Raw genomic sequence first — 25,793 nt, 5'->3', positions numbered from 1 at the left:
AATACAAACGGAGATATGGTTTTGGTAATTGCAGAGATTGGTTCTCGGATAAAGGTATCAACCGTTGTATATGCGATAAAAGGATTTCTGCGGCGTTTATGGGTAGGACCACTGTTTCGTTGGCGATTTTCTGGTTTTCGTCCACAAAAGATTTTAGCGCATCCAATTGATTTGCATTTAGCTGATCCAATGATGGCGCATGAATTTTACCATGGCCGTTTTTCTTTTTCTGGTTGTACTGTTCAATCTGGTGCTCTTTCGCCTTTTTCATTAGTGCCGCCAATGCTGGAATGGGAAATAGCACTTCATGATTTTCATTGGTTGCGACATATGACAGCAACACGGAGTGAATTGGCAAAAGTTCATGCGCGTTCTTTGGTGGAAGATTGGTTAGAGCACCATAGTAAGAAGATAAAAGGACCTTCTTGGAGTGGAGTAGTCGTAGCAAGACGACTAATTTCATGGATTTGTCATTCGCAAATGTTATTAGAGGGGGTGAGTAAGAGTTTTGAAAAGCGTTTTTTACGTTCACTTGGTTTTCAGTTTCGTTATTTGCGCATTTTGATTCGTAGTATGGAATCAAATGAGCAGCGTTTACAAGCAGCAATTTCTTTGGCATTTGCATCTTTATCTTTGCCTGTTTCTGCAGCAGTGAAGAAAAAAATACAAACTTATCTTGTTTATGAACTTTCATATCAAATTCTTGTTGATGGTGGCCATATTTCGCGTAGTCCTGCTATTTTGCTCAATTTATTATCGGATTTATTATCTTTGCGTTACCTGTATATGCACAGTAATGAAACAGCACCGCGTGTTTTAATTGATTCCGTTGAGCGTATGCTGCCTGCTTTGCGATTTTTTATTCATGAAGATCAAACATTGGCACGTTTCAATGGCGTCGGACCTATTATACCAGAACGTTTATCGGCTATTTTAAATTTTGATGAAACAGTTGGGCATCCTTTTAGTCATGCCCGTTATTCTGGTTTTCAGCGTTTACAGGCTAATCAAACGACAGTTCTTGCAGATACGGGAAAATTTCCACCATCTTCTGTTGCAGGATATGCATGTTCAGGATGTTTATCATTTGAGATGTCTTCGCAGGGAAATCGCTTTATTATAAATACAGGGATTAATCCTTATGGGCCTGAAGAATATCAGCATTTTGGGCGTTTAACAGCAGCACATTCAACAGCAATATTGAATGATTGTTCAGTGGGCGCTTTTCGCAAAAAAAAGAAAAATGGCGCTTCTTTTTTATTTGAAGGGCCGACGGATGTTAAAGTGCAACGTATAGAAGATTTAGATAAAATTGGCTTTATTGCATGTCATGATGGCTATGTGAAGCCTTTTAATCTTTTGCATGAGCGCGGCCTCATTTTAGCTAGAAATGGGGAAATAATTGAGGGCTTTGATCACTTTTTCACACCGCAGAAAAATCGATGGTATAAATATAAGGCAAATCAAAATGAAGGCGATAGTGTTGCTGTTCGGTTTCATCTTAATCCGCAGGTTGAGGCTAATTATGATGGCAATCGCGTCTGTTTAGCTGTAGAAAGTGGGCAAGAGTGGCATTTTATATCACCTGATGCTGAAATTTTTCTCGAAGACTCAATTGATTTTGCTGATCTAAAAGGTCCACAACGAACACAGCAGATTGTTTTATATTTTCGCCCTGCATTGCAGAGAAAAATTCGTTGGCGTTTTATGCGTCATAAATTAGCATAATATTCGTTTGTGAATATCAAGCAAGGTGATTCTATTATTCTATTATTTGTGGGTTGGAGCATTTGCTTGACGTTCTGTGAGTATGTTTTTTATGTCCAGAGAGACTTTTTTGAATTTTAGCCATTTTATTTTAGGATTTCTATTATGGTTTTTATTGCAAAACAATTTTCTACGGTTGATCTTCATCAAATCCGTCGTGCTCTTCTTTCTGTTTCTGATAAAACTGGTTTGATTGAGTTTGCGCAAGCACTTCATGCTTATGGAATTGAATTGATTTCAACTGGAGGAACATCCAAAGTATTAAGTGCTGCGGGTTTACCTGTAAAAGATGTTTCTGATGTTACAGGGTTTCCAGAAATAATGGATGGACGTGTCAAAACACTTCACCCTTTAGTTCATGGTGCTTTATTAGGAATAAGAAAAGATCCAAACCATAAGGCTGCTATGGAACAGCATGGTATAAATGGAATTGATCTTCTTGTTGTTAATCTTTACCCTTTTGAAGAAACTTCTCTGTCACGGGTAGATTCGCAAACAATTCTTGAAAATATTGATATTGGTGGACCAGCGATGATCCGTGCAGCGGCTAAGAATCACGCTTATACCGGTGTTGTGACAGCAGTTTATGATTATGCACTGGTTTTGGCTGAATTGAAACAGCATGATGGGTGTTTAAGCTTTTCATTCCGGCGTCAATTAGCAACACGTGCTTATGAGCGTACAGCTGCTTATGATGCTGCGATAGCAGCTTGGTTTGCGAAAGATTTAAAGATTAAATCACCGTCTTGGCAGAGTTTTTCTGGTCATCTTGAAAGTGTAATGCGCTATGGAGAAAATCCACATCAACAAGCGGCATTTTATCGCTCCGGTGACAAACGTTTTGGTGTTGCAACTGCAACACTTTTGCAAGGAAAAAAACTTTCTTATAATAATATGAATGATACCGATGCAGCATTTGAACTTGTATCAGAATTTGATCCCCAAAAAAGTGCTGCCGTTGCTATTATTAAACATGCCAATCCTTGTGGGGTTGCAGAAGGGCAGAATTTGAAAGAGGCTTATTTGAAAGCTTTGGTGTGTGATGATGTATCAGCATTTGGTGGTATTATTGCTTTAAATCAGCCTCTTGATGAAGCTTGTGCAGAAGAAATTATTAAAATTTTTACTGAAGTGATTATTGCTCCTGATGCTACAATGCCTGCACGCGAAATCATTGCTCAGAAAAAGAATCTCCGTTTGTTGATAACAGGAGGAGTGCCTGATCCACGTTATGATGGGTTAGTTGCTAAAACACTTTCAGGAGGACTTTTGGTGCAAACGCGTGATAATGCCGTTGTTGATGATCTTGAATTGCGAATAGTAACAAAACGGGAGCCGAGCCAGGATGAAATGCGTGATCTTAAATTTGCTTTTCGTGTTGTTAAACACGTCAAGTCAAACGCTATTGTTTACGCAAAAAACAATGCAACCGTCGGGATTGGTGCTGGTCAAATGAGTCGTGTTGATTCGGCAAAAATTGCAGCGCGTAAGGCTGAGGAACGTGCACAAAAGATGGGCTTAACGGAATCTTTAACTAAGGGTTCTGTGGTTGCATCAGATGCATTTTTTCCCTTTGCAGATGGCCTGCTATCCGTGATTGAAGCTGGTGCAACAGCGGTTATTCAACCAGGGGGATCGATACGCGATGAGGAAGTTATTGCAGCAGCCGATACGCATGGTGTAGCAATGGTTTTCACAGGGGTGAGACATTTTCGCCACTAGATTTGTGTATCTTTTTATTCTTCAAAACAAGAAAAAATTATATGCTTCTATGTTATAAATGCAAATCAGTTATGCAGTTATAACACACCTCATTTTTGTAATTTGTTTTATCTTATCCATTTAGGAATTTAATATAATGGTTTGGTGAAAAGTATGAATATTTTGCGTTCTTATAGTCAATGGCGTCGTTATCGTCGGACGGTTAATGCGTTGAGTAGTCTTTCAACATACGAGCTTAGTGATCTTGGCATTAATCGTGCTGATATTAGTTCAATTGCATGGCGTTCTTCACGCAAATCATTTTGATATTATTGTTTAATAAGAATTTAGTTTATAGAGAGGCCTATTTTCTTTAGTAAACGGGCAGCTTTATTTTTTTCTACTCGATATGGTCAGTAAGGTTCAAGAGGAAAGAGGTCTTTTGTGCTACTTTGGGGTTCGACGTGTTGCTTCGTTGCTTCCTTCGAAGAGGCAAAGCGAACGTTTAGTACGATGCTTTAATCAGATGGACTGTTATACAGTTCTGAAAACAAGCGCGAAATAATATAGAGAGCGACTTATTTATTGTATATTTTTTTCAGTTTTTATATCGAATCAGAAAAAGAGAGGCGCTTAGAATACCGGCAGCTAAGATAAACCATGTTATAGCATAAGTTAGGTGATTATTGTTAAATTGTATAACAGTAAGACCTGCAATAGGTAAATTCTTTTGAGGGTCTATTTGTGACCGAGCATCAATAAAATAGGGAGCAACAGGAGAAAGGCCTAGTTTTTTGGCCATAGCGGGGAGTTCGCGTGTATGCCATAAATTTTGGTCAGGTTTGTTTTTGCGTGGAAAAAACCCATTTTTTTCACTCATCCGTAAAAGGCCTGTAATCGTAATTTGATCTAAAGTATGCGCAGGATTATTGTCAAGTGAATTGTTTTTTTCCTCTTGTTCAAATTGGTAACGTGCCTCCATAGGAATAAAACCGCGATTTACAAAAGTCACTGTGTTATCGATTGTTTTTAAAGGGGTTAAAACCCAATAACCAGTGGTATTTTGTGTAACAGCGGTTACGAGAATATTTTTGTTTGTAAGAAGTTCTCCAGTAATTGTAATTGGGCGATATTCATCTTTATCAAAAGTAACATTTAACCATTGGCTTTGAAGTGGTGCTTTTACTGGTGCAAGGTGAATACGGTGATTAGCACTGGTAATAAGGGTTGTTTTCCAGTTTAATCGTTGTATTTGCCACACACCTAGTGCACTAAAGACAACAAAAAAGAACACACATGAGATGCCAAATAAAATAGAAGAAAGACAGATGCTTTTTCGTTGCTCTTTTATTTTAGGATGATCGATTGTAACCATGATAAGAATATCTTCTAGCATGAAAAGAGCTAAAAGAAAGTATTTGATAATGTATTTATAAAAAAATAATAAAATTGACCAATAGGTTGTCAAAAAAAAACTAAAAGACTTGACCTTTTGTAACTAACAACTTATAGAAATTTAATTTTCCAATAATGCCCGTTCAAGGCAATGGGTGTGTGTTTCGCATCTGTTTTATTTTGCTGGCATTGAAATTAGAGTTTCTTAGAATTTAAAGGTGAAGTCTATGTCTCGTGCCTGCGAATTGACAGGAAAAGCGGTCCAGTATGGCAATAATGTTAGTCATGCAAACAATAAAACGCGTCGTCGTTTTTTACCAAATCTTTGCAATGTAACATTGATATCGGAAGTGCTTCAGCAAAGTTATCGTTTGCGTATTTCAGCAAATGCTTTGCGTTCAGTTGAGCATCGCGGTGGTCTCGATGGTTTTTTGGTCAAAGCTGATGATAAGGAATTATCACAGCGTGCACGTTTATTAAAACGTCAGATCATAAAGAAAAAAGCTGAGCAAGTTGCTTAATCGTTTTGCTTCTTTGCAGAGTGAGCTGTTTACTTTTGCTGGGGAAGCGCCATTCTTTAGTTTTGACGGTCTGGTTGCGATATTTTATTCGTTTTGATTTTCTATCTCTAGGTTACAAAGAATGCTTTCAACAGATAAGTCTTTAGCTGCGCAGAAAAAAGAAAATTACATTTTTTTTGCAAGTTTTGCAATGTGTGTTGTGGTGACAGCTTCCAATATTTTAGTGCAGTATCCTATCTGTTGGTTTGGTTTGAACGATTTATTGACCTATGGAGCTTTTACATATCCGATTGCTTTTTTGATTAATGATTTGACCAATCGCTTTTATGGTCCGGCGCCAGCAAGACGCGTTGTTTATGCTGGTTTCATTACGGCTTTTTTTATTTCTTGGATAATTGCTACACCACGTCTTGCTATTGCTTCTAGTGCAGCATTTTTATTTGGGCAATTACTTGATATTGCAGTTTTTACACCTTTGCGGCGTAAAGCATGGTGGAAGGCACCTTTAATAGCGGGATTGGTTGGTTCAGCTTTGGATACGGTTTTATTTTTTGCTCTTGCCTTTGCGAGTAATTTTGCCTTTATTGATCAATTGGTTGGCTATGCTGATGGCTCTATAGTGGAAAGTCTAACTTTAGGGAGCATTGTGATTCCTGTTTGGATTTCACTTGCTTTTGGTGATTTTTTAATAAAAATTATTATGAGCTTATTTATGCTTGTGCCTTATGGTGTGATTTTGAAGAGTTGTCATACTCCTTTTTATCAAGGGCGCTGAAAAAAGGAGATATCTTTTGTTTATAAGAAATAATAATATTTATTCTATTGCACTGCTGTAATAGGAAGAGTTTTATTCTTAGAAAGAGGAAATGTATCAGTATTTGTTTTGAGATAACATTTGATTCAGGCCTCAATTATTGGTTTGAAATCTTTATCTTTTAAAATTCTGTTCTATAAAGGCTAGGGGGTGTTAAAGAGCGCCGCAAGCTGTTTTGTTATGGCATTCGCTAGTTCTTCAGCATTAACGATTGTTACAGCGCGTTGATAATAACGCGTTACATCGTGGCCGATTCCAATAGCAATGAGTTCTATGGGGGAGTTTGCTTGAATTTCTTGAATCACAGCACGCAAATGTTTGTCCAGATAATTACTAGGATTAACAGAAAGGGTTGAATCGTCAACAGGAGCGCCATCAGAAATAACCATTAATATACGACGATGTTCGTATCGCGATAAAAGCCGCTGATATGCCCAAATAAGGGCTTCTCCATCAATATTTTCTTTTAATAATCCTTCTTGCAACATTAAGCCTAAATTGCGTCGAGCACGACGCCATGGTGTATCAGCGCTTTTATAAATAATATGGCACAAGTCATTCAGACGTCCTGGATGAGAAGGTTTATTTTGATTAATCCATTTTTCGCGCGCTTTTCCCCCTTTCCACGCTTTTGTGGTAAAGCCTAAAATTTCTACTTTGACTCCACAACGTTCAAGAGTTTGTGCTAAAATATCAGCACAACTTGCTGCGACAGTGATGGGGCGTTCTCTCATAGATCCTGAATTATCAATAAGCAGTGAAACAACTGTATTACGGAATTGTGTTTCACATTCCATTTTAAAAGAGGGTGGTTGCATTGGGTCAATAATAAGGCGAGAAAGACGTGTTGTATCAAGATAGCCTTCTTCGAGATCAAACTTCCAAGCACGGTTTTGTTGTGCCATGAGACGGCGTTGGAGTCTGTTTGCTAAGCGTCCAACAATACTTTGAAGATGATTTAATTGCTGATCAAGACAACGACGCAAATGATCTAATTCTGTTACAGAACAAAAATGAGTCGCATCCAAAATAGCATCAAATTCGTGAGTAAAAATTTTATAGCCAGCCAATTTTTCCATTTTTTGAGAGGTATTAAGAAAGTATTTTGATTTTCCTGATTTGTTTTGTTGAGAGTCTTCTTGTTCTTCTTTAGGCTTGTCATTATCATTTGACTGAATGACTTTTTCTTTGCCTTCATTTTGTGCATCGTTACTTTGTTCGGTTGGTTTTTGTTTTTCACTTTGAGATTTTTTTTCGTTTTCACTCTCTTCTTCTGTTTGATTTTGGGTATCATGATTGTTACTTTGTTCTTTGGAAGTTGGATTATTAGAGTTTACTTCCAATGGATTAGTCATTTCTAGTACAACAAGCATTTGACGTGCTATTTGTGCGAAAACATTTTGGTTATAAACATGAATTGTCAGTGCGCGTAATTCTGTTGCAACTTTTTTTTCTATTGATTGGCGCCATAATTCTAAGACAATTCCAGCTTCTCGTGGGGGAGGGCGTTTTGTTATTTTTTCACGCAATAAAAGCGCAATCGCTTCTTGAAAAGGAGCTTCATTTTGATTCCTTATCGTCTTATAATGAGCTTTTTGATATTTATCGGCGAGCATTGTATCAAGATTTTGTGCGATTCCTTTCATTGTTAAAGTGCCAATCGCTTCAACACGTGTTTGTTCAAGTGTATCAAAGATAGCTCGTGCTTCTGGTTCTGTCGGGGCGAATTGGGTATGAATGCAGCTATCATGCCATGCTTTGCGCAGCGCTATGGAATCACCTAATCCCCGAGTGACAGCTAAATCTTTACATGTTGTTTGTTGAGGTAATTCTGGTAAATGCGCACAATTATCGCTTAAGGATGATCTATTATGACTAAAAAAAACATTAAATTTTCGTGTGTTAGCAATAGCGCGAATACAAGTAGAAATAGCTCTTTTAAAAGTTTCAGTATCAAAATTGCTGTTAGAAGAATATTTTGCCGAATTTTTTTTGTTATCGCCTGCTGTTGCAGTCATGATTGACGCATTCCTTAAGGCAAGACATGATGAATAAGTGATTCAGGAAGTTCATTTCCAAAGGCACGTTGATAAAATTCTGCAACAATTGCCCGTTCAAGTTCATCACATTTATTAAGAAAGGTTAAACGGAAAGCAAAACCAATATCTTGAAAAATTGTGGTGTTTTCTGCCCAAGTCATGACGGTACGGGGGCTCATAACTGTCGAAATATCTCCATTCATAAAAGCTTTGCGCACCATATCAGCAACATGGACCATTTGTGAAATAGTTTTTTTACCTTCATTGATTTGAAAATGTTTAACCTTTGAGCAAATGATATCAACTTCTTTATCATGGGGTAAATAATTTAATATTGTTACAATCGACCAACGGTCCATTTGAGCTTGATTGATTTGTTGTGTACCATGATACAATCCTGTTGTATCGCCAAGACCAATAGTATTTGCTGTTGCAAAAAGTCGAAATGCTGGATGAGGGGTAATAACACGATTTTGATCAAGCAAGCTAAGCCGTCCAGAGGATTCAAGTACTCGTTGGATGACAAACATAACATCTGGCCGTCCTGCGTCATATTCATCGAAAATGAGAGCAATATTATTTTGATAAGCCCATGGCAAAATACCATCTTTAAATTCAGTGATTTGCAAGCCATCTTTCAAAACGATAGCATCTTTTCCAATTAAGTCAATACGGCTAATATGTCCATCAAGATTAATGCGAATACAAGGCCAATTAAGACGTGCAGCAACTTGTTCAATATGCGTCGATTTTCCTGTACCATGATAGCCGGATACCATGACACGTCGGTTAAAAGCAAAACCTGCCAAAAGTGCTAAAGTCGTTTGTTGATCAAAAAGATAATCAGGATCTAAATCAGGAACATGAGAGCTTTTTGTGCTAAAGGCAGGCACTTTCATTTCAATGTCAATATTGAATACATCCCGAGCCCAGACTGTTGTGTCTGGTGTATCTGAGACTGTAAGATTTTTTTTTGTCATCATTTTTGAGGAAGATATCTGCTGTTTATTATTTTGTTATCAAACAATACAGAACATAGACCACTTATGCAAATGCTCTCATGATAATAGAGATTGACTATGAAGGAGATGTCTTGTTGCATGATGTTTTTAAAAAACCTTGGTAATTGAGCAATAAAAGTATTTGAATGTAGATTTTTAGCACCTACCAGATTTTTTCAGTAAATTATAGGCATGGAGCACATCACGAAAGCGTTCTTCTGAAGAGCGATTACCACCATTAGCATCAGGGTGATGTTTTTTAACAAGCTCCTTATATTTTGTTTTGATATCTTCAGCTGAGGCATTTTCTTGTAATCCCAAAGTATCAAAAGCTTTGGCTTCCAAGGGTTTGAGTTTTCGTTTGTTCGTATTATTTGAATTTCGTTGGGTAAAAAGTTTGAATGGATCGCGCATACGATTTTGGTAAGCAGCCGTTCCAGAGCGAATTTTTGCATAATCGGAGGCTGTTTTTTTTGCTGTGCTATTATTAAGTCTTGCAGACCATGTTGGACGATGTCCTGTAAGAGCATCTTTGTGAAATTTTGCAATGTCTTTGTCGCTGAGACCTGAGAAATAATTAAAATTTTTATTATAAGCACGGATGTGCTCAATGCAAAAATACAGATATTGTCCTTCGTGATTTCGTCCTGCTGGTGCTTTGTGCGATCCTGTTTTTTCGCATCCTTCCCATTGGCACTTTTGTATTTGTGATTGTCCCTGCTTTTTTTTGTTGGAACTGATACGAATTGAGTCGAATAATTTAGATGTTGTTGTCATATTTTGCCTTATGCAAGATCGGTCTTTTGACAAGAATTGACTTGTAAAAAATTTATTTTCATATTTATTCTATTAAATATTGTATTAAAAAAAACTAGCTGCAATATTCGTCTTTGTGAAGGGAAAAAAATGTCTCGTACAATTCAAATAATAATTGAAACAAAACTGCGTGATGCTTTCTTTCCGCAAAAACTTGAAGTAATTAATGAAAGTCATCTTCATGCGGGTCATCGCCATGATGAACATGCTTTCGATGGCAAGGGGGAAACACATTTTCGTGTGAAAATGCTCTCTTCTGCTTTTTCTGGTATGAAGCGTGTAGAAATACATCGGGCGATTTATAAAGTTTTACAACAAGAATTGGTGACAAATATTCATGCTTTGGCGCTTGAGATTGAAGGTGTTTAACATGTTTTTGTTCAGTTCAAAAGTTTTTTAGGCTCGTGGATGTGCTTTTTGATAAATTTCTAATAAATAATTTGTATCAATATGGGTGTAGACTTGCGTTGTCGATAGACAAGCATGGCCGAGCAGTTCTTGAATAGTTCGCAAATCTCCACCCCGTGATAAAAGATGGGTGGCAAAAGAATGACGTAATGCATGTGGTGTGGTTGTTTCTGGTAAACCAAGATGAGCGCGTAAGTTTTGAACAGTGCGCTGAATAATAGCCGGTTGTAAAGGTTTCCCTCGAACGCCGCGAAATATTGGTTGATTGTTTAATAAAGGATAAGGACAGCATTTAAGATAATTTTCTACCGCTTCATGGACTATCGGAATCATTGGGACAAGGCGTGTTTTTCCTCCTTTTCCAGTGACAGATAAGCTTTTTATACTGGGATCAGCAAATTGTTCTGGAGTGAGTGCTAAAGCCTCTGATATCCGCATTCCACAACCATAAAGAAGGATCAAAATAGCGGTATTACGAGCAATGATCCAGGGTTCATTTTCTTGTTGATTTTCTTCTTTGACTATACGGAGCGCTGATTCTATAGTCAAAGCTTTTGGCAATGATTTTGGATATTTTGGTGTTCTTACAAGTTTTGCAGCGGGAACATTGACTTCTTTTTCACGGGATAAGTAATTGAAAAAAGAACGTAAACTCGCCATATTCCGGCTTAAAGAACGGGCATTTATATTCTGTGTGCGACGGTAAGCTAAATAAGCACGAAAATCAGCTACACGCAAATTAGCAAGATCATTGAGAGTTGGTTGATATCCTAAATGTTGACAGAGAAAGAACAAAAACTGCCTCGTATCACGCTCATAAGCTATTGCCGTTTGAGCAGTCATTCGACGTGTCTGTACAAGACTCTCCAACCAATTCTTTCTTGCAATCAGAAGAGTGTGATCAGCTGGAATCAGAGGAATATTTTTGTCATTTCTACTATCATATTTGAGAAGCATTTTTAGTTAAGAGCGCTTTTCTTTTTTTTAGGCTTTATTTCATTCGCTTGATCATTTTGTTTTTTGAGCTTTTCATTGGAGAGTTGATTTTCGCTTTTTTCGGAGAGTATTTTTAGAAGATTATTCATTGACATAAGATGTGCAAAAATCCACCCTAGGAAACCCTGTTTATGCAATTTAGCAAGTTGATGAGCAAATAATTTATTGAGCTTTTCTTCATCAACCATCCAGAAATTTTCCAATTGTGCTGACACTCCTTTGTCATTCTTTACATTGATTGATTTTTGACATAGAAGATCCATTTCTACAAGGGTTTCAATAAATTCAGCGGTTTTTTCCATATTGATTTTAAAATTTTCAAGAAAATTAATACATTCTTCCATAAATGGTGAAATAGATCCATCTGAATTAAAAAGATCTATTCCTGAAACTTCATTAAACATACCTGATTGTTGATCAAAGCAAACAGAAAGTTCTTGTTCATTTTGCATTTTTGCAAGAACAAAAGGATAGCGGCGGACAAAAGCAGGAATATAAGTGTTTTTTCTCCACTGATTGTCAGCAGTAATATAATCATTATCGTTATCAGAAAGACCTACGAGAGCAACGGATGTATAGTGCCGTTTCTGCTGTTCATCTTGTGCACTCATAAATAAAATAGGATAATCTATAGCGGCTTGAAAATATTCACCACTTGCTAAAGGAACCCAATGGGTATTCTTTGCGAAGGACATATCACTTGATGGGGTAAATTTGAGGTTTTTATGAGTAACTTTGTGAACCGGGGTGACATTTTTGTAAAAGAGCATGACGTTTGCCATAATATTTCTCCTTAATATTAATTTCTATTTTGTCACCAAAATGAGCCTTTATTAGAAGATTTTATGTGGCAACAATATTGAATGCAAGTTACAGGATAAATGAATACTGTAATTTTATAATGATTCTTTCTTTTTTAAAGAAAAAAACTTAATAAGAGGAAGTGTAATAGAAAAATTATGAAAAAGAAAGTATATCTTGCCATTATTACTGCAGCTCATGGAATTAAGGGAGATGTTTTTGTTAAAACATTGAGTGCTGAACCTCAGCGTTTAAAGAGTTATAGTGTTCTTTATGATGAAACAGGACGTGCTTATGAAATTGTTACATTTCGTGTGCAAAAGAATAATGCAATTGTACATTTTAAAGGAATAGAAGAGCGTAGTGTTGCAGAATCCTTGAAAGGAATCAAACTTTATGTTGAAAGAAGCCAATTGGCTGATGATTTGGTTGAAGATGAATTTTATCAAATAGATTTGATAGGTTTTTGTGTTTATGATTGTGCAGATCAACTGCTGGGTAAGGTGAGTGGTTTCTTTAATTTTGGTGCTGGTGATTTGCTTGAAGTACGGTTAGCTTCTCGTAAAAAAGTGCTTATTTCTTTTAGCAAGGCGGCTGTGCCAAAAATTTGCGTTGATTCTGGTTTTATGATTGTGGATCCAATAGCTGCTGGTTTGTCTCATGATCAAGAGTAACGTGCATATGTAAGGGATGAATGGTTATCAATATGGGGTTTCGTGCACGTATTTTAACACTTTATCCTGAAATGTTTCCAGGAGTTTTAGGACATTCTTTAGCAGGACGGGCTTTAAAGCAAGGAATATGGTCGCTCAACACAGTACAAATTCGGGATTTCACTTTAGACAAACACCATAGTGTTGATGATACACCAGCTGGTGGTGGTGCGGGTATGGTGATGCGTGTTGATGTGCTAGCAGCAGCAATCGACAGTTGTCCATTAGATACACCAAGATTGTTACTCAGTCCACGTGGACGACCTTTTAATCAAGCTTATGCGCGTTCTTTGGCGGTTGGTTCCGGAGTAACACTGATTTGTGGCCGTTTTGAGGGAGTAGATGAGCGTATCATTGAAGCACGGCAATTGGAAGAGATTTCTATTGGCGATTATATTCTTTCAGGGGGAGAAGTGGCTGCTCTTGTCTTATTGGATGCGGTTGTGCGACTTTTACCTGGTGTGATGGGCAATAAGATTTCTACAGAGTGTGAGAGTTTTGAAAATGGTTTACTTGAATATCCACAGTATACGCGTCCTTTTGTTTTTGAAGGACGAGGTATTCCATCGGTTTTAACATCAGGTCATCACAAAGCTATTGCTGATTGGCGTCGAGAACAGGCTGAATTGCTAACGCATCGACGCCGTCCCGATCTTTATGCTCTTTACAATAAAAAGCATCAGAAAGCTTGATTCATCCCAAAAAATAATATACTATTAGTAGAGCTTTCTAGAGACTTTCCTTTAAAGAAACTTTCTATATATTCTGGTTTAAATGTGTATCCCAAAATTAAGAGATAGTGTATTCGCTCCTGTATCCAACATAGCCTAAAGAGTATTTTAAAAGCTTTTTTCGGTGAGAGTTGAGCGCTCTGGCTGTTCGAAAAGAATACGAAGGATAAAAAGATGAATATTATAGCACAGCTTGAGGCTGAACAATGCGCAAAAATTGAAGAAAAACGTCAACTTCCTGTATTTCAGGTTGGTGATACAGTGCGTGTTATGGTTCGTGTGACAGAAGGTACACGTACCCGTATTCAGGCCTATGAAGGAATTTGTATCGCTCGTTCAGGGGGCGGTTTAAATGAAACTTTTACAGTTCGTAAAATTTCTTATGGAGAAGGTGTTGAACGTGTGTTTCCACTCTATTCTCCTTTGATTGAAGGAGTTGAGCTTGTTCGTCGAGGTAAAGTTCGTCGTGCGAAGCTCTACTACTTGCGTGGTCTCAGAGGAAAGGCAGCGCGTATTGCGGAAAAGAGAGAGTACCGTAGAAAAGATGAAAACAATTCCAAAGAAATAAAAGAAATGACTGTTGCAGATAATGCTATAAATATCTCAGAGTAAACTGCTCAGTAAGTTATGTAATCAGATTTATTAAAAAATGCAGCTGTAAAGCTGCTTTTTTATTTTAATAATGTCTATTTTAGACAATTTATAATAAAATTTTTAATACCTCTTTTGCTTTTTCTCATTAGGAAGGCTATTACAGAAGAGTGTAAAGCTTCCAGGGCTTTTGTAAGAGGTTGTGAGAGATTGTAGAGGAAGAAGAAGTTTTAATATTTTTCAGTGATGATAATTTAAGTTCAAATTTTTTGAAAAGCACATGACGTATATAGAAAGCAAAGGATTTTGTAAGTTTTCGTCAGAATAAGGTTGGTAGGAGCATAAATTTATAATAGCTAATTTGTCATAGAACCATGAAAAATATTAAAATTAAAATATGCATTTTTTCACAAGAGTCATATTATGATCGTTATAGAATATAGCTGTTAATATATAAGTTAAGAGCAGAGTGAAGCATGAGTAAAAAATATATGTTTTTGCTTAAGAAATGGTGTTAACCCTTTGACGTGAAGATAAAATTGTATTACACAGAGGAAGTTTTATAGTTTATAGCTGTATGACAAATCGGTTTTTTTATGCGCGACCTTTAATCCGTCATTTTAAATAACCGACCTGTAATGTTAGTCCCTTACGACTAAACAAGTTGAAACAATCGTGCACTGAGTCATTTTGCGTGGATTTTCTCGTGATGGTAAAGTTGCAGTGAAAGCCAGGTCAGGATGTTTTATGATAGAGACAACTACAACAAAAGATCGCCCTCGTTCTCCTCATCTCAGTATTTATCGTTGGTCAATTACTATGGCAATTTCGATAGCACATCGTATAACTGGTGTTATGCTTTATTTTGGGATGCTCTTTTTGGCTCTTTGGTTAGTGTCAATTGCTTGTGGAGCTAATGCATTCAGAATGATTAACCAAATTTATGAGTCTCTTCCTGGGCTTTGTCTTTTATTTTTCTATACATTGGCTGGAGTTCATCATATGGTTGGATGTATTCGCCATATTGTTTGGAATATGAATCCTTGTTGTTTAGCCAAAGAAAAAGCAACCTCAACTGCTTGGGCTACAGTTTTTATTTCCCTTATTGTCACTATTGCAATTTGGATCATTGGGTATGGCGTTGTTTAGCCAGAGGTAGAAAAAATGAAAAAAGATTTGCGAACAGAACTTGGAAAAGTGCGGGGCTTTGGTAGTGCACATACAGGAACAGAGCATTTTTGGTTAGAAAATCTGGTAAGTTTTGCCAATGTGCTGCTTTGGACATTTTTTATTATTCTTGTTATGTCATGCGTGGGAAAAGATTACAATGTTGTTCATTCGCGGTTTTCACATCCCATTGTTACAGTTTTGATGGGATTAATGATTTTTTCAAGTCTTTATTACATGAAACTTGGTATGCAGGTTGTTATTGAAGATTATATTCCACATGAAGGTATGCGAATATTCTTTTTTGTGTTGAATATTTTATTTTGTTTTATTTTGGGCAGTATAATGATGTTTGCCCTTTTAAAAATCGCATTAGGGGTTTGAACAATATGGTAAATGCAATATCATCTCTAGGTGCTAGAGTGGGGCATGCTGCATATAGCTATGTAGATCATAAATTTGATGTTGTTGTTATTGGAGCTGGGGGAGCTGGTTTACGTGCAACTCTCGGTATGGCTGAGCAAGGATTAAGAACAGCATGTATCACAAAAGTTTTCCCAACTCGATCACACACGGTTGCGGCACAAGGCGGTATTGCTGCATCTTTATCGAATATGGGGCCTGATAATTGGCAATGGCATTTATATGATACAGTGAAAGGTTCTGATTGGCTCGGTGATACCGATGCAATGGAATATTTAGTCCGAAATGCACCCGCTGCTGTTTATGAGCTAGAACATTATGGAGTTCCTTTTTCACGGACACAAGAAGGAAAGATTTATCAACGTCCTTTTGGTGGTCATACCACAGAATTTGGGGAAGGGCCACCGGTCCAACGCACTTGTGCAGCAGCTGATCGTACTGGTCATGCAATTTTGCATACGCTTTATGGGCAAAGCCTTAAGCATAATGCGCAGTTTTTTATCGAATATTTTGCGCTTGATTTGATTATGACAGATGGGGTGTGTACAGGTGTTGTGGCTTGGAATCTTGATGATGGTACAATCCATCGTTTTTCTGCAAAGATGGTTGTTCTTGCAACTGGCGGTTATGGACGAGCTTATTTTTCAGCGACGTCAGCTCATACATGTACAGGGGATGGTGGCGGAATGATTGCACGGGCTGGATTACCGCTTCAGGATATGGAATTTGTTCAATTCCATCCTACAGGTATTTACGGTTCTGGTTGCTTAATCACAGAAGGTGCACGTGGTGAAGGTGGTTATTTAGTTAATTCTGAAGGTGAGCGCTTTATGGAACGTTATGCGCCATCCTTTAAGGATTTAGCTTCACGTGATTTAGTTTCCCGTTGTATAACACTTGAAATTCGTGAAGGGCGTGGTGTTGGTGCGAAAAAAGATCATATTCATTTGGTGCTTAATCATATCGATCCCGCCATATTGCATGAGCGTTTACCAGGGATTTCTGAATCAGCCCGAATTTTTGCAGGGGTCGATTTGACCAAAGAGCCAGTTCCTGTTTTACCAACAGTTCATTATAATATGGGCGGTATTCCTACCAACTATTACGGGGAAGTTTTAAACCCAACAGCTGATTCTCCTGATCGTGTTCAACCAGGTTTGATGGCCGTCGGTGAGGCAGGATGTGCATCTGTTCATGGTGCTAATCGTTTAGGATCAAATTCATTAATTGATTTAGTGGTATTTGGACGTGCTGCTGCAATTCGTGCAGGCGAAGTCATAGATCGCAATGCAGAGATTCCAGCTATTAATGAGACCGCAGTTGATGAAATTATAGCACGTTTTGACCGTTTACGCTTTGCTCAAGGACAGATTCCAACAGCTATGCTACGTGAAAAAATGCAACGTGCAATGCAAGAGGATGCTGCGGTATTCCGTACAGCAAATTCTTTAGAACAAGGATGCCAACGGGTAAGTAAAATTTGGGATGAACTTTCTGACCTTAAAGTGACAGACCGTTCACTTATTTGGAATTCTGATTTAGTGGAAACATTAGAGCTTGAAAATTTGATGGCCAATGCAATCACGACTGTTTATTCTGCAGCTGCTCGTTTGGAAAGCCGTGGCGCGCATGCACGAGAAGATTATCCAGAGCGTGATGATAAAAATTGGCGTCGTCACACACTTTCGCATTTGTCAAAAGATGGGAAGGTGACATTATCATATCGTCCTGTTCATATTGATCCATTAACGTCCCAAGAGGATGGTGGTATAGATTTAAAGCGCATTATGCCTAAAAAGCGCATTTACTAAGGGAAAAGTGAGTTATGGTACAAATTAGGCTTCCCAAAAATTCTCAAGTTAAAGCTGGAAAAGTTTGGCCTAAACCTGAAGGTGCTACGCATTTAACAGAATTTCATATTTATCGTTGGTCACCTGATGATGAGGATAATCCTCATCTTGATACTTATTATGTGGATCGTTCAGTTTGTGGTCCGATGATTCTTGATGGACTCTTATTTATTAAGAATCATATTGACCCAACTTTAACAATCCGTCGGTCATGCCGTGAGGGCATTTGTGGTTCATGTGCGATGAATATTGATGGAACCAATACATTGGCTTGTACTAAGGGAATGGACGATGTAAAACATCCAATCAAAGTGTATCCACTACCTTCTATGCCTATTGTAAAAGATTTGGTTCCTGATTTAAAGCGTTTTTATGCACAGCATCGTGCCATTGAACCTTGGCTGAAAACTGTTTCTCCTGAACCTGCAAAAGAATGGTTACAAAGCTATTCTGATCGTCAGAAAATTGATGGTCTTTATGAGTGTATCCTTTGTGCATGCTGTCAAACGTCTTGTCCAAGTTATTGGTGGAATGGTGATCGTTATTTAGGGCCTGCTGTTTTACTGCAGGCTTATCGCTGGATTATTGATTCTCGTGATGAAATGAGCGGTGAGCGTCTTGATAATTTAGAAGATCCTTTTCGGCTTTATCGGTGTCACACGATTATGAATTGTACACAAACCTGCCCGAAGGGTTTAAATCCAGCTAAGGCAATTGCTGAAATTAAAAAGCTTATGGTTGAACGACGTCTTTAAAGGTTTATCAGTTAAAAAGAGTATATATGCTTTTTTGCGCATGTGTGTTCTTTATAAAATTGGATCAGACGTAGGTATAAAATCTTTTGTATATTTACTGTTATGCAAATTGGCTGAGAGGAAGTTTGCAAAAGATTTTCATCATACTATTGCTAACGAATTGAGCTTTAAATGTATTAAAAATGATATGCTGAAACATTAGAGTTTTTAAATTTGATTTCTATTTGAAACTGTATTTATGTCGAAAATCTGATGTTATTTGTTGGTCTTTATTTTAAATATATAAAAAATGTAGACTTTAAATTTTAGATAAAACATTAGTACTTTCTGTTTAAAAATAGAAAATTTAAGGGGTTGATTTTAAGTTTTTAGAGTGGGAGCCCACGGAGAAGACGGGGTGCATTATAAGTGAGGCCAGAGGCTTCTTGAATAAGATATTTTTTCATTTTTGGCATCTGATTAATAAGTCCAAGGCCAACATCGCGAAATATGCGCAAGAGTAAGATATCATTAGAAAAGAGTCTGTTGATCCAGTCATTACTGAGAGCCATTCGCACAGTTTCAAAACGTCGCCAACTTTGATAACGTTCGAGAGCTGTCATTGATCCAATATCAAGACCTAATCGTGCTGTTTCAATAATGACTTCTGCTAAAGCAGCGCTATCACGAAGCCCTAGATTGAGTCCTTGTCCTGCAATCGGATGTATTGTATGGGCAGCATCTCCTATGAGAGCAAAACGAGGTTTGATGCAATGGTCTGTTAAAGAAAGGACTAGGGGAAATGCTTGGCGTTCGCCATTCCAAGAGATTTTTCCAAATTGATGACCAATACGTTTTTCAATTTCCTCTTCAAAAATCAAGGCATCAGCTTTAAGATAATATTGAGCAGTATGGTGTTTTTCATTCCATACAATAGCCAATCGGTTGCCTTTGAGAGGTAGAAGAGCAAAAGGTCCAGCGGGGAAGAAATGTTGGATTGCTTGACCATGATGGGATTTTTCATGTTCGATAATGCATGTAATTGCTGTTTGTGCATAAGAGTGAGAAAAGCTTTTAAGACCGGCTTTTTCCCGTAATGTAGAGTGTGCTCCATTCGCTGCCACCAGCAATTTTGTTTGCCAAATTTCTTTATTACTTAAGGTGACTGTTGTATGGAAGTTTTCTTGGTGAAAATGAACGACAGTGGTATTTTCGATAAAAGAGATATCTAGATCTTTTGCACGTTTTTTTAAAGCACTGATGAGCCTTTTATTTTCAACCATACTCGCAAAGGGCTCATCGGGTGTTATATCTCCTTCAAATGTTAAAAAAGTTGGTTTGATCGGATCATTGATGCGTGCATCGGTGATGGTCATTGAATGGATAGGTTGGGCATAAGGTTTGATATGCTTCCAGCACTGTAGTTGTTCAAGCATACGAATAGAAGCAGCAGCAAGAGCAAATGCTTGTGTATTTTTGGTAGATGTTTTTCCTTGGGAAGTGGCATCAACAACATTTATTCTCAGCTCAGGAGCAGCATGTTTGAGAGCCACGGCAAGTGTCAAGCCAACAGCTGCACCGCCTCCAATAAGAAGATCACATTGTTTTATTGTTTGATCGATGTGGGAAGTCACTCTGTTTCTTTCACTTGTGTGGGCAGTTTATTTAATCTTAATTGATATTGATATGACCTTATTATCACTTTTTGTGCAGTCTTAAAGAGAAATTGTTGTGATTATATTGGTTAAAACTGTATTAATATTTTTTATGTTACAAATTTTAGATATAACTCTTGTGTTAAGGGTTTTATGTTTAGGATTGATGAATGCATCAGGGTTCTTCTCTTTATGATTTGCCAAAAAAGCCAGAATATCGGAATTTGCGCTTTATTGAAATATTGTTGCGACAAATAGGAGTTTTGATTGGGCTGAGTCTTCTAGGACTCTTTATTTTTTGTGTTTTAGCTTTGGCGACATGGAATTTTGCAGATCCATCATTGACTTATGCCAATACTAATCAGATCAAGAATCTTATGGGATGGCCTGGTGCGGTTTTTTCAGATCTTGCTATGCAACTTTTTGGTTTGGCAAGTCTTGGTATTTTGTTACCTCCATTATTTTGGTCACTTTTGTTACTTGCACAAAAAGATATCCATAATTTTATTTTTCGCCTTTTCTTATGGTTGATTTCAACGATTTGGTTTACCGCTGCATTTGCTTTAATGACCCCTTTTGCGTCTTTTACAAACTGGCCATTGCCAATAGGTCTTGGGGGCGTTTGGGGAGATAAGATTTTAAATGTTGTTTCTTTGTTTTTATTCTCTTTTTCTTCCCCTATAGAGAGCGTGTTGTGGGGTATTTTTTTAGCGTTTGTCAGTTTTATAATGGCTATTTTTGCTGGCAATGTAGCGTGGCGACGTCAGGTCGATAAAAGCGAAAACGAATTGGTTCATGTGGATCCAGTTTTTGAGACATTAGAAAATGAAGAATATTCTAATAGTGAAGTCCGTAGTGGTTTTTTCTCGACAACTTTTGGAGCAGTTTTGCATTTTCTTTATTTTTTACAAGCCCGTTTTGGACGTTTTTTTTCGCTCATAAGTTTTTTTGAAAAAACGGAAAACTCATTTAATCGAGTTGAGCCCGTTTTTTTTGATGAAAAAAAAGCATTTCAGGATTTCCAAAATAGGGTTATTTCTGCTTCCAATAACTCTGTATTAAAGTCTTCAAAAGCGCGTTCGAAATATTGTTTTACCCTTCCACTTTTGGATTATCTCGCTGTTCCTCCATCAGCAGCGAAAGATATGCGACTTTCCCCTGCTATTTTAAAAGCCAATTCTCAGGAACTTAAGAATATTTTATTGGATTTTGGAGTCAAAGGAGAGATTATTGATGCACGTCCTGGTCCAGTTGTGACTTTGTATGAATTTGAACCAGCTGCTGGCATTAAATCTTCGCGTATTATTGGGTTAGCAGATGATATTGCTCGCTCAATGCGTTCTATTTCGGCACGTGTTGCTGTAATCCCAGGGCGTAATGTTATTGGAATAGAGTTGCCTAATACGTCGCGCCAGATAGTTTATTTGCGGGAAATTTTACAGGCACGGGAATTCTTTGATAGCGAAGCAAAATTAGGGCTTGCATTGGGTAAAACAATAGGAGGTGAAACAGTTGTTGCGGATTTAACGAAAATGCCTCATCTTTTAGTGGCAGGGACGACAGGATCGGGTAAATCTGTTGCTATTAATACAATGATTTTGTCGCTTCTTTATCGTTTAACACCTGAACAATGTCGCTTAATTATGGTCGATCCTAAAATGCTCGAGCTTTCGATTTATGATGGTATTCCTCATTTATTGACGCCCGTGGTGACAGATCCTAAAAAAGCAGTGATTGCTCTTAAATGGGCCGTGCGTGAAATGGAAGAGCGCTACAGTAAAATGTCAAAAGTTAATGTTCGTAATATTGATGGATTTAATACTCGTTTAAAAGAAGCACAAAAACAAGGTGAAATATTGACGCGGACAGTTCAGGTTGGATTTGACCACAAAACCGGTGAACCATTGTACGAAACAGAAACCCTCGATTTAAATCCTCTGCCTTATATCGTTGTTATTATTGATGAAATGGCAGATCTCATGATGGTTGCTGGTAAGGATATTGAAGGAGCAGTGCAACGTTTGGCGCAAATGGCACGTGCTGCTGGTATCCACGTCATTATGGCAACACAACGTCCTTCGGTCGATGTGATTACAGGAACAATTAAAGCTAATTTCCCAACACGTATTTCTTTTTCTGTGAGTTCAAAGATCGATAGCCGGACAATTCTTGGCGAACAGGGAGCTGAACAATTATTAGGGCAAGGAGATATGCTGTTTATGATGGGAGGGGGACGTATTCAACGTATTCATGGGCCTTTTGTGGCAGATGATGAAGTTGAACAGGTTGTTGCGCATCTGAAAGCGCAAGCACAGCCTGATTATTTGGAGATTATTACACAAGAAGTTGCAGATCGTGAGAGTGATGTTTCATCTGTTTCTTCATTAGAAGATGAACCTTATAGGCAGGCTGTGATGGTAGTCCTGCGTGATCGTAAAGCTTCAACTTCTTATATTCAACGTCGTTTGGGTATTGGCTATAATCGTGCTGCTTCATTGATTGAACGGATGGAAGAAGAAGGGATTATTAGCTCAGCTAATCATGCAGGAAAACGAGAAATTTTGGTGCCTACTATAGAGGAACCATTTTAAATAAAGTTTTTTAACACATAACCATCTGTTGTTTATATAAAAAATCAATAGAATATGGTGAGCACATGAGGAGCGTTGTGTATGAGGGTTTATTTTTTGTCATTGAGAAGAGCGTTTAATGTTATTTTTTTATTTTTGTTGTTGATTGGTTCTGCTTTTTCGCAGTCAGCGAAGCAATTGGTTCGAGCTCAGAATATTGCTAATCATTTTGCGGCTATCAAAACGATGACGGGTGATTTTATTCAATTTAGTCCAAAGGGAAAAATAACTAAGGGAACATTTTATTTGGAGCGTCCAGGGAAGATTCGTTTTAGTTACAAGGGAGTGCCGCTGCAGATTGTCGCAGATGGCAAATCTGTAGGGGTTAACAATCGCGCTTTAAATACGTGGAGCTTTTATCAGCTTTCTCAAACACCAATGAAGCTTTTATTGGGTGATACAATTAGTTTATCATCAGCAAATTTATTAGCATTTCGTGAGGATCCGGGGGCAGTAATGATTGTTCTACGGGATAAAACGATTGGCAAAGGACAGATAAAAATGATTTTTGATTCTCAAAGTTATGCGTTGCGGCAATGGACGATTCTTGATCAGCAGAATTTAGAAACTACTGTTCAAGTGATGAATGTACGAACAAACGTTAGATTTGCTGATGGAATGTTTAAAATTCCTTATAAAAATACTGTGATGTCGCGGAGTCGGAATAACAATTAATGCTTTTTCATATCGCTACTTGGAATATTAATTCCATTCGTTTTCGTCTTTCACAGGTTCTTCAATATTTAGATATTTGTTCTGTAGATATTTTATGTCTACAAGAAACAAAATGTTCAGATGATTTATTTCCACGCGAGTTTTTTGAAGCAGCAGGGTATCAATATATCGCGTTGAACGGTCAAAAGTCTTATCATGGTGTAGCGATCATTTCTCGTTTGCCTTTTGTCAGTGTTGAAAAGCGTTTCTTTTGTCACAAGGAAGATTGTCGCCACCTTTCAGTTGTTATTGAACTTCATGGGAGGAGAATTCGAATTCATAATTTTTATATTCCTGCCGGTGGGGATGAACCTGATGTAAACAAGAATGAAAAATTTCGTCATAAGCTTGATTTCTTAGAAGAAATGTCTTCTATCCGTGCAGATCAAGAAGATGGGTTAGAGTCTCTTTTGTTGGGTGATCTTAATATTGCTCCTTTGCCAGAGGATGTTTGGTCTCATAAGCAATTATTGAAAGTTGTAAGCCATACGCCGATTGAGACAGAGCGTTTACAAGCTTTATGTCGTGAAGGTGGGTGGGTTGATCTGATGCGAATGAAATTTCCAGTTCCTATCAAGCTTTATACGTGGTGGAGTTATCGTGCACGCGATTGGGCACTTGCTGATCGCGGTCGACGGCTCGATCATGTTTGGTCTTCGCCAAATTTAGCGGCTTTTGTTAAGGATCTTGTAATTTTTCGTGATGCACGAGGGTGGTCTCAGCCTTCAGACCATGTTCCAGTACAAACTTTATTTGATTTTTCAGGAAATTTAAAATAAGCATTGAATGAAGAAAATGTAATGGATTGATTTTCGAAAAATGCTGAGGAATAAATGGGGATCAGTAATTTAAAACAGATTTTATTGAAAGGATTGTTGTATCCTTTTTTTTCTGTTTTTTTTGTTTTGCCAGGGTGTGTTGTTGGTCCTGATTATCATAAGACATCTTTTTCTGTTCCAGCAATTTGGGGGCAACATTTTTCTGTACAAACCTCTGAGCATCCGGTTGCGCTTGCGGGCTGGTGGCGAAATTTTAATGACCTGGTTTTAGATGAGCTTATTAATGATGCAATTGCTGCAAATAATAGTGTTGCAGTTGCTAAAGCGCGGGTTCGTGAAGCACGGGCTAGTTTAGGACAAGCAACAGGATATCTTTCACCGAGTGTTTCAAGTTTAATTCTAGGCAATCATAGTTCTAGCCAGCCCGATATTTCTTTAAGACAATATCGCGGTGGTTTTGATGCAAGCTGGGAGCTTGATCTTTTTGGAGGGCATAAACGAGCAGTTGAAGCGGCAGGTTATGGTCTTGATGCGACTGTGGAGGATCTACGGGCTACGATGGTCACTCTTTTAGGAGATATTGCAACGAATTATGTTGAAATGCGTGGTTGGCAACAAAAACTGTCGATTGCACGCTCTATTGCTGCGTTGCAGCATAAAACTGCTAAATTAATGGGGGCTAAATTAGAAGCCGGTGATATTTCAGAGCTGGATAATTCAAATGCGCAAGCGCAAATGATCAATACAGAGGCAGATATCTTACAGATGGAAGCAAATTTATCGATGAGTATTCATCGTCTTTCCGTTTTAACTGGGCGTGTGCCTCTCGCATTGCAGGACTTTTTGCAAAAAGGTGCTAAAAAAAAGCAGATTCCACAGCCAAAATGGCCAATCTCTGTAGGAATTCCAGCTGATATTTTGTTAACACGTCCAGATTTACGACGTGCAGAGCGTCAGTATGCTCAAGCAACAGCGCGGATTGGTCAACGCGAAGCAGATCGTTATCCTTCATTAAGCTTAACGGGTAATATTTCCACAACAGCAGAATCCATTGGTCAATTGGCGAAAAGTTCAACGATTGGTTGGTCTTTTGGGCCAAATCTTCGTTTTCCTTTTTTTAATGGGGGGCAAGTGGTTGCTTCTGTTGCTGTAGCACGTGCTCAGCGTGATCAGGCTTTTATTACTTATCGAGCAGCAGTGTTGGGGGCTTTAGAAGAAGTAGAGAATGCATTGGTGCAGTTGTATAAAGAACAACAGCGTTTAAAAAAGCTTTTGGCTGCAAATTCAGCTTATTCACATTCATTGCAGCTTTCGCAAGGCCTTTTTGAAAGTGGGAATACCAGTTTCCTAGAATTACTCAATGCTTATCGTTCCTATTATTCTTCACAAATGTCACTGAGGGATAGCCGTATTGCTCTGGCTAAACATTATATTGCACTGATGAAAGCATTAGGAGGAGGATGGAATGGTGTGGTTGATGTTTCTCGTCCAGAAGTTGTTGATAGGGTTACCAATTCACCTGTGAGAGTAGAACAATGATAAAATAT

24 protein-coding genes are annotated in these 25,793 nt (G+C 37.9%); 17 read left to right on the top strand and 7 right to left on the bottom strand.

Features of this window, described 5'->3' with window-relative positions:
• Window positions 1-15: 15 nt before the first annotated feature.
• The 3 genes from T420_RS0104060 (at window position 16) to T420_RS07200 (ending at window position 3,795) form a co-directional block, all read left to right on the top strand.
• A complete protein-coding gene (locus T420_RS0104060; protein WP_035450923.1) occupies window positions 16-1,728 on the top strand; it encodes a heparinase II/III family protein in 1,713 nt (570 codons plus the stop codon).
• A 144-nt stretch (window positions 1,729-1,872) separates the two neighbouring features.
• Window positions 1,873-3,489: a bifunctional phosphoribosylaminoimidazolecarboxamide formyltransferase/IMP cyclohydrolase gene (gene purH, locus T420_RS0104055; protein ID WP_013545601.1), complete on the top strand. Its 1,617-nt coding sequence runs from the start codon at window positions 1,873-1,875 to the stop codon at window positions 3,487-3,489.
• A gap of 153 nt (window positions 3,490-3,642) precedes the next feature.
• Window positions 3,643-3,795: a DUF1127 domain-containing protein gene (locus T420_RS07200; protein WP_013545600.1), complete on the top strand. Its 153-nt coding sequence runs from the start codon at window positions 3,643-3,645 to the stop codon at window positions 3,793-3,795.
• 271 nt (window positions 3,796-4,066) lie between these two features.
• Here the strand turns inward: T420_RS07200 and T420_RS0104045 are convergent, their stop codons facing one another.
• On the bottom strand, window positions 4,067-4,843 hold the full coding sequence (locus tag T420_RS0104045) for an SURF1 family protein (RefSeq protein ID WP_026501162.1): 777 nt from the start codon (window positions 4,841-4,843) through the stop codon (window positions 4,067-4,069).
• 247 nt (window positions 4,844-5,090) lie between these two features.
• Between T420_RS0104045 and rpmB the strand changes: the two genes are divergently transcribed.
• Together rpmB and T420_RS0104035 are read left to right on the top strand one after the other, a co-directional pair.
• Window positions 5,091-5,384 (top strand): 50S ribosomal protein L28, encoded by a 294-nt coding sequence (rpmB, locus tag T420_RS0104040; protein ID WP_013545598.1) that lies wholly within the window; start codon window positions 5,091-5,093, stop codon window positions 5,382-5,384.
• Between the two features lie 121 nt (window positions 5,385-5,505).
• Window positions 5,506-6,159 (top strand): VUT family protein, encoded by a 654-nt coding sequence (locus T420_RS0104035; RefSeq protein WP_013545597.1) that lies wholly within the window; start codon window positions 5,506-5,508, stop codon window positions 6,157-6,159.
• Between the two features lie 182 nt (window positions 6,160-6,341).
• Here the strand turns inward: T420_RS0104035 and cobT are convergent, their stop codons facing one another.
• From cobT to T420_RS0104020, 3 genes are all read right to left on the bottom strand, one after another.
• Window positions 6,342-8,216 carry a cobaltochelatase subunit CobT gene (gene cobT / locus T420_RS0104030; RefSeq protein ID WP_013545596.1) on the bottom strand — a complete coding sequence of 625 codons (1,875 nt, stop codon included), beginning with the start codon at window positions 8,214-8,216 and terminating at the stop codon, window positions 6,342-6,344.
• 14 nt (window positions 8,217-8,230) lie between these two features.
• On the bottom strand, window positions 8,231-9,217 hold the full coding sequence (cobS, locus tag T420_RS0104025) for a cobaltochelatase subunit CobS (RefSeq protein ID WP_026501161.1): 987 nt from the start codon (window positions 9,215-9,217) through the stop codon (window positions 8,231-8,233).
• A gap of 177 nt (window positions 9,218-9,394) precedes the next feature.
• Window positions 9,395-10,015, bottom strand: a complete 621-nt coding sequence (locus T420_RS0104020) for a J domain-containing protein (protein ID WP_013545594.1) — start codon at window positions 10,013-10,015, stop codon at window positions 9,395-9,397.
• Window positions 10,016-10,144: 129 nt separating this feature from the next.
• Between T420_RS0104020 and T420_RS0104015 the strand changes: the two genes are divergently transcribed.
• On the top strand, window positions 10,145-10,423 hold the full coding sequence (locus T420_RS0104015) for a BolA family protein (RefSeq protein ID WP_013545593.1): 279 nt from the start codon (window positions 10,145-10,147) through the stop codon (window positions 10,421-10,423).
• 27 nt (window positions 10,424-10,450) lie between these two features.
• Here T420_RS0104015 and T420_RS0104010 read toward each other — a convergent pair whose 3' ends face one another.
• Together T420_RS0104010 and T420_RS0104005 are read right to left on the bottom strand one after the other, a co-directional pair.
• A complete protein-coding gene (locus tag T420_RS0104010; RefSeq protein ID WP_013545592.1) occupies window positions 10,451-11,419 on the bottom strand; it encodes a tyrosine recombinase XerC in 969 nt (322 codons plus the stop codon).
• A gap of 2 nt (window positions 11,420-11,421) precedes the next feature.
• A complete protein-coding gene (locus T420_RS0104005) occupies window positions 11,422-12,240 on the bottom strand; it encodes a SapC family protein (RefSeq protein WP_013545591.1) in 819 nt (272 codons plus the stop codon).
• 177 nt (window positions 12,241-12,417) lie between these two features.
• Between T420_RS0104005 and rimM the strand changes: the two genes are divergently transcribed.
• The 7 genes from rimM (at window position 12,418) to T420_RS0103970 (ending at window position 18,489) form a co-directional block, all read left to right on the top strand.
• Window positions 12,418-12,933, top strand: coding sequence for a ribosome maturation factor RimM (rimM, locus tag T420_RS0104000; RefSeq protein ID WP_013545590.1), 516 nt, complete (start codon window positions 12,418-12,420; stop codon window positions 12,931-12,933).
• A 32-nt stretch (window positions 12,934-12,965) separates the two neighbouring features.
• Entirely contained in the window at window positions 12,966-13,664 is a 699-nt protein-coding gene (gene trmD, locus T420_RS0103995; protein ID WP_013545589.1) for a tRNA (guanosine(37)-N1)-methyltransferase TrmD, read from the top strand.
• A 213-nt stretch (window positions 13,665-13,877) separates the two neighbouring features.
• Window positions 13,878-14,315 carry a 50S ribosomal protein L19 gene (rplS, locus tag T420_RS0103990; protein ID WP_013545588.1) on the top strand — a complete coding sequence of 146 codons (438 nt, stop codon included), beginning with the start codon at window positions 13,878-13,880 and terminating at the stop codon, window positions 14,313-14,315.
• Between the two features lie 726 nt (window positions 14,316-15,041).
• On the top strand, window positions 15,042-15,443 hold the full coding sequence (gene sdhC, locus T420_RS0103985) for a succinate dehydrogenase, cytochrome b556 subunit (RefSeq protein WP_026501160.1): 402 nt from the start codon (window positions 15,042-15,044) through the stop codon (window positions 15,441-15,443).
• Between the two features lie 15 nt (window positions 15,444-15,458).
• Complete coding sequence (gene sdhD / locus T420_RS0103980) at window positions 15,459-15,845, top strand: succinate dehydrogenase, hydrophobic membrane anchor protein (RefSeq protein WP_013545585.1); 387 nt, start codon at window positions 15,459-15,461, stop codon at window positions 15,843-15,845.
• A gap of 5 nt (window positions 15,846-15,850) precedes the next feature.
• Window positions 15,851-17,695 (top strand): succinate dehydrogenase flavoprotein subunit, encoded by a 1,845-nt coding sequence (gene sdhA / locus T420_RS0103975; protein ID WP_013545584.1) that lies wholly within the window; start codon window positions 15,851-15,853, stop codon window positions 17,693-17,695.
• Between the two features lie 14 nt (window positions 17,696-17,709).
• Window positions 17,710-18,489: a succinate dehydrogenase iron-sulfur subunit gene (locus T420_RS0103970; RefSeq protein ID WP_013545583.1), complete on the top strand. Its 780-nt coding sequence runs from the start codon at window positions 17,710-17,712 to the stop codon at window positions 18,487-18,489.
• Between the two features lie 368 nt (window positions 18,490-18,857).
• Here the strand turns inward: T420_RS0103970 and T420_RS0103960 are convergent, their stop codons facing one another.
• A complete protein-coding gene (locus T420_RS0103960) occupies window positions 18,858-20,102 on the bottom strand; it encodes a ubiquinone biosynthesis hydroxylase (protein WP_013545582.1) in 1,245 nt (414 codons plus the stop codon).
• Between the two features lie 191 nt (window positions 20,103-20,293).
• Here T420_RS0103960 and T420_RS0103955 point away from each other — a divergent pair, with 191 nt between their 5' ends.
• The 4 genes from T420_RS0103955 to T420_RS0103940 all read left to right on the top strand — a co-directional run bounded on the left by T420_RS0103955 (window position 20,294) and on the right by T420_RS0103940 (window position 25,785).
• On the top strand, window positions 20,294-22,714 hold the full coding sequence (locus T420_RS0103955) for an FtsK/SpoIIIE family DNA translocase (RefSeq protein WP_013545580.1): 2,421 nt from the start codon (window positions 20,294-20,296) through the stop codon (window positions 22,712-22,714).
• Between the two features lie 81 nt (window positions 22,715-22,795).
• Window positions 22,796-23,428, top strand: a complete 633-nt coding sequence (locus T420_RS0103950) for a LolA family protein (protein ID WP_013545579.1) — start codon at window positions 22,796-22,798, stop codon at window positions 23,426-23,428.
• Window positions 23,428-24,246: an exodeoxyribonuclease III gene (locus T420_RS0103945; RefSeq protein WP_013545578.1), complete on the top strand. Its 819-nt coding sequence runs from the start codon at window positions 23,428-23,430 to the stop codon at window positions 24,244-24,246. Before T420_RS0103950 ends, T420_RS0103945 begins: the two co-directional genes overlap by 1 nt.
• Before the next feature lie 54 nt (window positions 24,247-24,300).
• Window positions 24,301-25,785 (top strand): efflux transporter outer membrane subunit, encoded by a 1,485-nt coding sequence (locus tag T420_RS0103940; protein ID WP_013545577.1) that lies wholly within the window; start codon window positions 24,301-24,303, stop codon window positions 25,783-25,785.
• Window positions 25,786-25,793 lie beyond the last annotated feature (8 nt).

Origin of the sequence: Bartonella clarridgeiae ATCC 51734, assembly GCF_000518185.1 — a bacterium.
GTDB classification, from domain to species: domain Bacteria; phylum Pseudomonadota; class Alphaproteobacteria; order Rhizobiales; family Rhizobiaceae; genus Bartonella; species Bartonella clarridgeiae.
The sequence above is the reverse complement of the archived record's forward strand: the minus strand, read 5'-3'. Positions and strand labels throughout refer to the sequence as shown.

What these genes read in the sequence shown, in the direction of transcription:
- T420_RS0104060 (WP_035450923.1), top strand. Translation starts at nt 16, where the DNA reads ATGGTTTTGGTAATTGCAGAGATTGGTTCTCGGATAAAGGTATCAACC.
- purH (WP_013545601.1), top strand. Translation starts at nt 1,873, where the DNA reads ATGGTTTTTATTGCAAAACAATTTTCTACGGTTGATCTTCATCAAATC.
- T420_RS07200 (WP_013545600.1), top strand. Translation starts at nt 3,643, where the DNA reads ATGAATATTTTGCGTTCTTATAGTCAATGGCGTCGTTATCGTCGGACG.
- T420_RS0104045 (WP_026501162.1), bottom strand. Translation starts at nt 4,843, where the DNA reads ATGGTTACAATCGATCATCCTAAAATAAAAGAGCAACGAAAAAGCATC.
- rpmB (WP_013545598.1), top strand. Translation starts at nt 5,091, where the DNA reads ATGTCTCGTGCCTGCGAATTGACAGGAAAAGCGGTCCAGTATGGCAAT.
- T420_RS0104035 (WP_013545597.1), top strand. Translation starts at nt 5,506, where the DNA reads ATGCTTTCAACAGATAAGTCTTTAGCTGCGCAGAAAAAAGAAAATTAC.
- cobT (WP_013545596.1), bottom strand. Translation starts at nt 8,216, where the DNA reads ATGACTGCAACAGCAGGCGATAACAAAAAAAATTCGGCAAAATATTCT.
- cobS (WP_026501161.1), bottom strand. Translation starts at nt 9,217, where the DNA reads ATGACAAAAAAAAATCTTACAGTCTCAGATACACCAGACACAACAGTC.
- T420_RS0104020 (WP_013545594.1), bottom strand. Translation starts at nt 10,015, where the DNA reads ATGACAACAACATCTAAATTATTCGACTCAATTCGTATCAGTTCCAAC.
- T420_RS0104015 (WP_013545593.1), top strand. Translation starts at nt 10,145, where the DNA reads ATGTCTCGTACAATTCAAATAATAATTGAAACAAAACTGCGTGATGCT.
- T420_RS0104010 (WP_013545592.1), bottom strand. Translation starts at nt 11,419, where the DNA reads ATGCTTCTCAAATATGATAGTAGAAATGACAAAAATATTCCTCTGATT.
- T420_RS0104005 (WP_013545591.1), bottom strand. Translation starts at nt 12,240, where the DNA reads ATGGCAAACGTCATGCTCTTTTACAAAAATGTCACCCCGGTTCACAAA.
- rimM (WP_013545590.1), top strand. Translation starts at nt 12,418, where the DNA reads ATGAAAAAGAAAGTATATCTTGCCATTATTACTGCAGCTCATGGAATT.
- trmD (WP_013545589.1), top strand. Translation starts at nt 12,966, where the DNA reads ATGGGGTTTCGTGCACGTATTTTAACACTTTATCCTGAAATGTTTCCA.
- rplS (WP_013545588.1), top strand. Translation starts at nt 13,878, where the DNA reads ATGAATATTATAGCACAGCTTGAGGCTGAACAATGCGCAAAAATTGAA.
- sdhC (WP_026501160.1), top strand. Translation starts at nt 15,042, where the DNA reads ATGATAGAGACAACTACAACAAAAGATCGCCCTCGTTCTCCTCATCTC.
- sdhD (WP_013545585.1), top strand. Translation starts at nt 15,459, where the DNA reads ATGAAAAAAGATTTGCGAACAGAACTTGGAAAAGTGCGGGGCTTTGGT.
- sdhA (WP_013545584.1), top strand. Translation starts at nt 15,851, where the DNA reads ATGGTAAATGCAATATCATCTCTAGGTGCTAGAGTGGGGCATGCTGCA.
- T420_RS0103970 (WP_013545583.1), top strand. Translation starts at nt 17,710, where the DNA reads ATGGTACAAATTAGGCTTCCCAAAAATTCTCAAGTTAAAGCTGGAAAA.
- T420_RS0103955 (WP_013545580.1), top strand. Translation starts at nt 20,294, where the DNA reads ATGCATCAGGGTTCTTCTCTTTATGATTTGCCAAAAAAGCCAGAATAT.
- T420_RS0103950 (WP_013545579.1), top strand. Translation starts at nt 22,796, where the DNA reads ATGAGGGTTTATTTTTTGTCATTGAGAAGAGCGTTTAATGTTATTTTT.
- T420_RS0103945 (WP_013545578.1), top strand. Translation starts at nt 23,428, where the DNA reads ATGCTTTTTCATATCGCTACTTGGAATATTAATTCCATTCGTTTTCGT.
- T420_RS0103940 (WP_013545577.1), top strand. Translation starts at nt 24,301, where the DNA reads ATGGGGATCAGTAATTTAAAACAGATTTTATTGAAAGGATTGTTGTAT.